General features: G+C 68.5%; 5 protein-coding genes and 1 pseudogene. 1 reads left to right on the top strand and 5 read right to left on the bottom strand.

The genetic code is table 11. The features are described from left to right. The 5 genes and pseudogenes from VN779_RS10170 to VN779_RS10150 all read right to left on the bottom strand — a co-directional run. Positions 1-387 (bottom strand): annotated as a pseudogene (locus tag VN779_RS10170) (hypothetical protein); the annotation flags it as partial. 2 nt (positions 388-389) lie between these two features. After that, positions 390-860, bottom strand: coding sequence for a hypothetical protein (locus tag VN779_RS10165; protein WP_325722215.1), 471 nt, complete (start codon positions 858-860; stop codon positions 390-392). A 410-nt stretch (positions 861-1,270) separates the two neighbouring features. Continuing rightward, positions 1,271-2,071: a class I SAM-dependent methyltransferase gene (locus VN779_RS10160; RefSeq protein WP_325722214.1), complete on the bottom strand. Its 801-nt coding sequence runs from the start codon at positions 2,069-2,071 to the stop codon at positions 1,271-1,273. 1,670 nt (positions 2,072-3,741) lie between these two features. Then, the gene (locus VN779_RS10155) at positions 3,742-4,110 is read right to left on the bottom strand and encodes a hypothetical protein (RefSeq protein WP_325722213.1); all 369 of its coding nucleotides are present in this window, start codon (positions 4,108-4,110) and stop codon (positions 3,742-3,744) included. A gap of 88 nt (positions 4,111-4,198) precedes the next feature. Beyond that, positions 4,199-4,678 (bottom strand): Lrp/AsnC family transcriptional regulator, encoded by a 480-nt coding sequence (locus tag VN779_RS10150; RefSeq protein WP_325722212.1) that lies wholly within the window; start codon positions 4,676-4,678, stop codon positions 4,199-4,201. A gap of 105 nt (positions 4,679-4,783) precedes the next feature. Between VN779_RS10150 and VN779_RS10145 the strand changes: the two genes are divergently transcribed. Then, positions 4,784-6,109, top strand: coding sequence for an APC family permease (locus VN779_RS10145; RefSeq protein ID WP_325722211.1), 1,326 nt, complete (start codon positions 4,784-4,786; stop codon positions 6,107-6,109). Positions 6,110-6,205 lie beyond the last annotated feature (96 nt).

Raw genomic sequence — 6,205 nt, 5'->3', positions numbered from 1 at the left:
GGTGTCCGTGCCGTGCACGGCGTCCACCGCCTTCCATCCGGCCGCCTGCGACAATGCGGCGAACTCGGCGGCCAGCCGGGTCTTGCCCTGGCCGCCTTCGCCGTGCAGCCAGCGCACTGCGAAGCGGGAGTCGGCGTCCCGCCAATCGGCCAGCGACTCGAGTTCGACGTCGCGGCCGGTGAAGTCGACCACTTCGGACCGCGCGTCCAGCATCCTGCTCGGCTGCGCGCGCAGCCACCGCGGGTCGGCACCGGCCGTCCGGCCGTGTTCGAACAGCAGATAGACCGGGGCGCCGTTGCTGAAAACGTGGATGTCCGCACCGATCGCGCCATAGGCGTGGCCAGCCACGGCCTGCACGACCTGCAGCGCCGCCCCGCGCTCGTCCATCGTCACGGCAGCTTGTCCGGCTCGCCGCCTTCCTGCGGCGGATCCGGCAACCGCCGGCCGCCGTCGTGGTAATGGTTGATCATGTTGCCGTTCATCACGCCATATGCCGGGGCGTTGTTGCCGATGATGTTCTGGGACTCCCGAACGGCGGCCGGCAGTCCCCGCCGCAGCTCGCTCAGCAGGTCTTCCAGCTCGGGCTTAACCTGCGGGTAGCGGCGAAGCAGGTCACGCAGTCTGGTCTCCCACTCGAGCTGCGCCTTCATCACGGTCCAGTCGTGGTCCGGGCCGGTCGCACTCAGCTTGGCGGCGGCGAGTTCCAGCTCTTCGGCCATCTGCTTCTCGGTATCCCGGCCGGCGTGCCGCCAGAGCGCCGGGATTTTGCCGGCCAAGTGGACAAGCCCGGCGACAAGCGCCTGGACCAGGTCCTTTCCGCCCTCGGCGGCCAGTGTTTCGACGAGGTCTGGCACCGACATCGCCCCCTTCCGTCTGGTCGGACCGAATCTCATCCCTGACTCAGTCGGGAAAGCTTACCGAGTTCGAACTCGCGACACCTCCACGGCAAGCAGGACCCGGCGTTCAGCACGCCCATCGGCGGATTGTGCTTCGCCGGGCGCCCTCAACCGACGTCGTACGATGCTGCTGGTCAATCCTTGTCGCGGCGTGGAGTCAAATCAGTGGGCTGCCGCGTGTGCGGTCGAGTGGTCGTTGGGTGAAGCAGGCATCGAGTCTGGTGATGTTGATCGCGGTGGCCGAAGTAGTGTTCGAGTTCGATTTTCTCGATACCGCGATGCCGCGCTTCGCCTAGTCCGACGGTGTTCGCGGCTTGGTTCATGGTGCCTTCGATGCCGGCGCGGCGCTGCCAGTGTCGCGTGATTCCGTTGTCTTACTGTCCGGGCTGGGTGGGTTCGGCTGCGTGCTGTGAGCGCGTGGCGATGACGAGCAGTCGGTCGGGGGTCTTGCGCCCGACTCCGGGCCTGGTCTCGATGTCGTGGAAGCCTGCGGCGGTCAGGCGTTGGACCAGTTCGTCCTGGGTCCAGGGGCGCATGGCGAAGTCGTAGGTCGACTCGTGTGCGAGCTGCTGCCCGCAGCGCAGGGTGTACTGCTCGTGGACGTGGAGCAGTCCGGCGTTCCAGGTGACCGTGCTGGTGAAGTCCAGGTGCGTGTCCGGGTCGAGTTGCACGCTCTGGTGTCGTGGCGTGGCGTCCGCGCGGTCGCGTGATCCGTGTTCTTCGCGCACGTCCAGGAACAGCAGGCCGCCTGTGCGCAGGCTGGCGGCGAAGCAGCGCAGCACGGCGTCGCGGTCGGTGTCGGTGAGCATGTCGTTCAGGACGCCGCGGCAGGTCACAGCCTGATATTGCAATCCGAGGTCAAGGGCGCACAGGTCAGCGTGGAAGGTGCGCGCTCGAGGGCAGCGGGCGGCGGCTTGGCGCAGCAGGTCCTCGGCGGCGTCGGCCAGGTCGACGTGGTGCCCGAGTGTGGTCAGGGCGGCGGCATGTCGGCCGGTGCCGCAGCCGGCGTCCAGCACCAAGGCCGCGGGCCGACCCGCGCGCACGAGCCGTTCGTGCAGTGTCTCGACCCAGGGCTCGACCGGGTCGGTGATCAGCAGGTCGTAAGCCTGTGCGTGGCGGGCGTAGAACGGCCGGGTGCGGCTCACCGCTGCCGAATGCGAGGTCACCACAGACATCCTGGCCTGCTGGCATCTCTGCGGCTACCCGCGCGGCGGGTGCGGGCGCGCGGTGAGCACACCGCCGCGTAGCGGTGTGTTCTCACGTGGCGCTGTTGTCGACCAGTTGCCGCACCCTGGTCTGCACCAAGCGGACCTTGGCGAGTATCTGCGGCGCGGTGGCAGTCCACGCCAAAGGGCGCGGATCGCTGTTCCAGGTCCCCGGTCCAGGCCCCGATCGCGTGGATCAGGGCCCGTACGAAGATCGACGCGAGTCGTCTCACCGCCTCCTCAAGACCAGCCAGCCGGCCTAGCGCGAAGGCGCCGTCCGCACCCGATCGCGTCGCAGCGCGATTCGCAGCCTCGGCACACAACTCCACGACCGCCCGCAACCCATCCAGCATGGGCACCGTACTTTCCAACAAGACGTCCACGCCGGGCGGCGCGGTGCATCGGAGCGTGACCACGTTGTGCTCGTCAGCGTTCGACGTCGCTCGCAGGAACGCGGTCAAATCTTCGTCCACGACCGCCATCGTCACGCGCCCTGGCGCGCCTGCCAAGCGAAATCTCAAACCACCATGATCGGCCATTAAATTGACAGACCCCAGGTAGAACCGTCCGGGTAGAGCCGCTGCAGTGCGTCGTAGCCACCGCGTCAGTCTTCGGGCCGGGATACCTCAAGGCCCACATCAGGTTCGCGAGATCGACGACTACGAGGGAAAGCGGCTGGTGCGCTTCGTGCGCCGGGGCACCGGGTCGGTGGTGACCTGGCGTCGGGATTCACGAAGCAGCCCACTGACGCAGGCAGCGGCGCTACGGAGGAGCTACTAGCGTGCGACGTTCCGCGATTTTGTCATGCCTTGCCGTCACCGTTGCGCTCAGCGCGGCGGTATCTGGCCCGAGCCGCGCCGTCTCGGCGGACGCTCCCGCGGTGTGGCCCGAAGTGAAACTCGTGGCCCCGCAGAACGACGTGACACTTGTCAGCCGCGGCGGAGTCGTGCAAATGAACCCGGGCACCCAGGTCGCCTCACTGGGCGCACCCTTGGAGCTTCAGGTCGCCCGCACGCGTTACACAAAGCCCGTCGAGATAGACCAGATCTTACGAACCGCATCAGGCGGCACACGAGAAAGAAGGCTGCCATCCAGTCTGCTGCTGAACGTCCCGCACGGGCTGCCCGGTTTCATCGAGATGACCATCCGAGACTCCACCGGCACGACCGTGGCCACACGCTCCATGATGTTCTGCCCCGACGCCCCCGATCCGCTGCGGCTGACCTCTAGCGCACCGGCATCGTCCTCTTATCCCCCCCATGTGCGCCGACGACCCCTTCCCCCCGCACCAAAGAGTTCACCGGACAAACGAGACTATTCAACCCGCGCGAAAACAAACCCTCGACGACAGGCGCCCCGACCTCGACCTGCGCCAACCGGCGTTCAACCAGCGCCAATCGCGCCCAAATTAGCTCGCAGCGCGAGCGCCTCCGTGTCAGATCTGTGTTCACAAATAAATGTTCATTTACCAGCTTTCAGCAAGGCGTTCTGACCGCCTCCTATCACCGCATGGCACTACGCGGTCACTCGCAGCCCGAACGGTTGAGCGCAGTTAAACACAGTTGACCGCGCCACCCACTCCGCGTCGTGCTCCCCGATCCGCTCCCCGCCACGCGGGCGCAGACCAGCACTGCGGACTATCACACCGCTCTCCGCTCCCCCAAGCTCCCCTCCATCGCGCGCCGCGTAACGATGCAGGCCAGACACCACATCCGAGGAGTCCCGGACGACGACGAGGCGACCTCCGTTGCCCGACAGACCGCCATACCGGATCCGCGCAGCGGCGACGAGCGCCGTCGCAGCACCGAAGAGGCCACCGGCTCGGTCACACCCGGGAGGCTTTCGCCCCACACGATCAAATCGGGGCGGGTTGAGGCGGCAGACGAGGCAAGATTCGTGGTCAGCGCGGCGCTGGCGTCGATCGCAGGCTGCATTGGGTGAGGCAGCTCGACATCGGATTCGCGGACATACTCCTCGGCACGATCCGGCAGCACCTCGGCCTTGGACACCCCTCCCTGCGCCGGTTCACCGCCACCAGCCCGTCAGCAAGCCATGACACCAGTTCAAACGAGCAACCAGGCCACCCTGCGGCAACCGTCAGCGAAGGTGGTCGAGTGGGAGCGGGCCGCGGCTTAGCGCCGTGCGCAGGGCGAAGATGCTGCGGGCGGCGGTGACCGGGCCGATGGCCAGGATGCGGTCGAGCAGCACCTCCTCGTAGGCGGCGAGGCTGGGGACGACGGCTTCGACGAAGTAGTCGGCGTCGCCGGAGACCAGGTGGGCGGCCACGACGGCGGGGATGGCGGCCAGGCCCTCCTCGATCTCGCGGGAGCTGCGCCGCGAGTGCCTGTCGACGGTCAGTTCCATGAAGACGGTCAGGCCGAGGCCCAGTTGCTCGCGGCTGAGTTCGGCGCGGTAGCCGGCGATGACGCCCTGGGCCTCCAGCGCCTTGGTACGGCGCAGGCACGAGGACGGCGAAAGGGACACCTCCTCGGCGAGGTCCACGTTCGCGATCCGGCCGTCCCGCTGGAGCCGGGCAAGAATGGCGAGATCGGTCGAGTCGAGAGCAGGGCTCGGCATGTTCGGTCACCTTCAGCAGCAGTTCTGATGGAATATTGCACCAAGGGCAAACAGAGCGGCGCAACTTGCCATCGCGTGCGCCGCGTTTTTTGCAACGATCGACGCATGGCTACAGGCACGCTGAAAAGCACGCGGACGAGCGTCGACACCTATCCGGAAACGGCCGGGGCCGCGGTCGCACCCTCGCATTCGTTGTCGACCATGCGCGGCGTCGCGCTGTATGTCGGCGCGCTGCTCGGTCCTGGGCTTCTGCTGCTGCCGGGGCTGGCCGCCGGGATCGCCGGGCCCGCCTCGGTGCTGGCCTGGGCTGGGCTGCTGCTGGTCTCTGGGCTCTTCGCGCTGGTCTTCACCGCGCTGGGCACGCGGGTGCCGGGTGGCGGCGGGGTGATCGCGTACGCGGCGGCCGGCCTGGGAGTGCGCGCGGGACGCGCGGTGGGATGGAGCTTCCTAACGGCGGTGGTACTCGGCGCGCCGGTGGTCTGCATGATCGGCGCAGGGTACGTCACGGCCCTGACCGGCGGTGGCCGGATGATGACCGCGCTGGTCGCAGCCGTGCTGCTGGCCTGCGTCACGGCGCTGACGCTGGCGGGTGCCCGGATCGGTACGGCGGTGCAGCTGATGCTGGTCGGATTGCTGCTAGCAGTCATCGTGACCGCTGTGGCCGGGTCGCTTCCCGCGGCTCGTGCGGCGCACTGGACGCCCTTCGCGCCGCACGGCTGGACGGCGATCGGCGGGGCGGCCTCGGTGCTGATGCTCTCCTTCGTCGGCTGGGAGGCGGTCGCCCCGCTCACCCGGCGGCTGGCCGACCCGGCACGGAGCCTGCCGCGGATTACCGCGGCGGCGTTCGCGGTGACGGTCGTGGTCTACCTCGCGCTCGCCGCGAGCGTCGTCGCAGTGCTCGGCGCACGGGCGGACGGGCCGGCGCCTGTGGCGGACCTGTTGCGCGCGGCGGTCGGAGCGGCCGGTCCCGGGATCGCGGCCAGCGCGGCAGTGCTTCTGACGCTAGCGGCGATAAACGCATACATGACGGGTGCGGCAGCGCTGGTGAACCACTTGCGGCACGCTGCCGACGCGACGTCAACGCACGAAGAAGCCGATGCGGCAACAGACGAGACCGGCAGCCGGACGCGGGGCTTCTTCCTCGCTATCGCGGCTGCCGGGCTCGTAGAGTTGACTGGCGAGGCCCTGGGGCTCTTGGACACCACACGCATGGTCACGCTGCCCACCGCGCTATTCCTCACCGTCTACGTCGGTTCGATGGCGGCCGCCGCCCGCGTGCTGCACGGCTGGCTGCGCCTCGCGGCGGCGCTGGCCTGCGCGGCCTCGCTCGGCGTGCTCGCCTTCAGCGGCGTCGCAGCAATCGTCGCGCTCCTCGTCACCGCGGCCGGACTTTTCGCCCCGAGCAGGCCCGGGCCGCACCGAATGGGATGACGGCGGGCCGCACGGCACAGGGCCGGCCACGCAGCCAGCACAGCGCGGGGAGCACAGCCTTGGTAGCTCCAGCGATCAGGGTGCCGTCGGACGTCG

This window comes from Actinocrinis sp. (assembly GCF_035605935.1).
In the GTDB taxonomy this organism is placed as follows: Bacteria; Actinomycetota; Actinomycetes; order Streptomycetales; family Catenulisporaceae; genus Actinocrinis.
Note: the sequence above shows the minus strand (reverse complement) of the source record. Positions and strands in the feature narration are given on the sequence as shown.

What these genes read in the sequence shown, in the direction of transcription:
- VN779_RS10160 (WP_325722214.1), bottom strand. Translation starts at nt 2,071, where the DNA reads ATGTCTGTGGTGACCTCGCATTCGGCAGCGGTGAGCCGCACCCGGCCG.
- VN779_RS10165 (WP_325722215.1), bottom strand. Translation starts at nt 860, where the DNA reads ATGTCGGTGCCAGACCTCGTCGAAACACTGGCCGCCGAGGGCGGAAAG.
- VN779_RS10145 (WP_325722211.1), top strand. Translation starts at nt 4,784, where the DNA reads ATGGCTACAGGCACGCTGAAAAGCACGCGGACGAGCGTCGACACCTAT.
- VN779_RS10150 (WP_325722212.1), bottom strand. Translation starts at nt 4,678, where the DNA reads ATGCCGAGCCCTGCTCTCGACTCGACCGATCTCGCCATTCTTGCCCGG.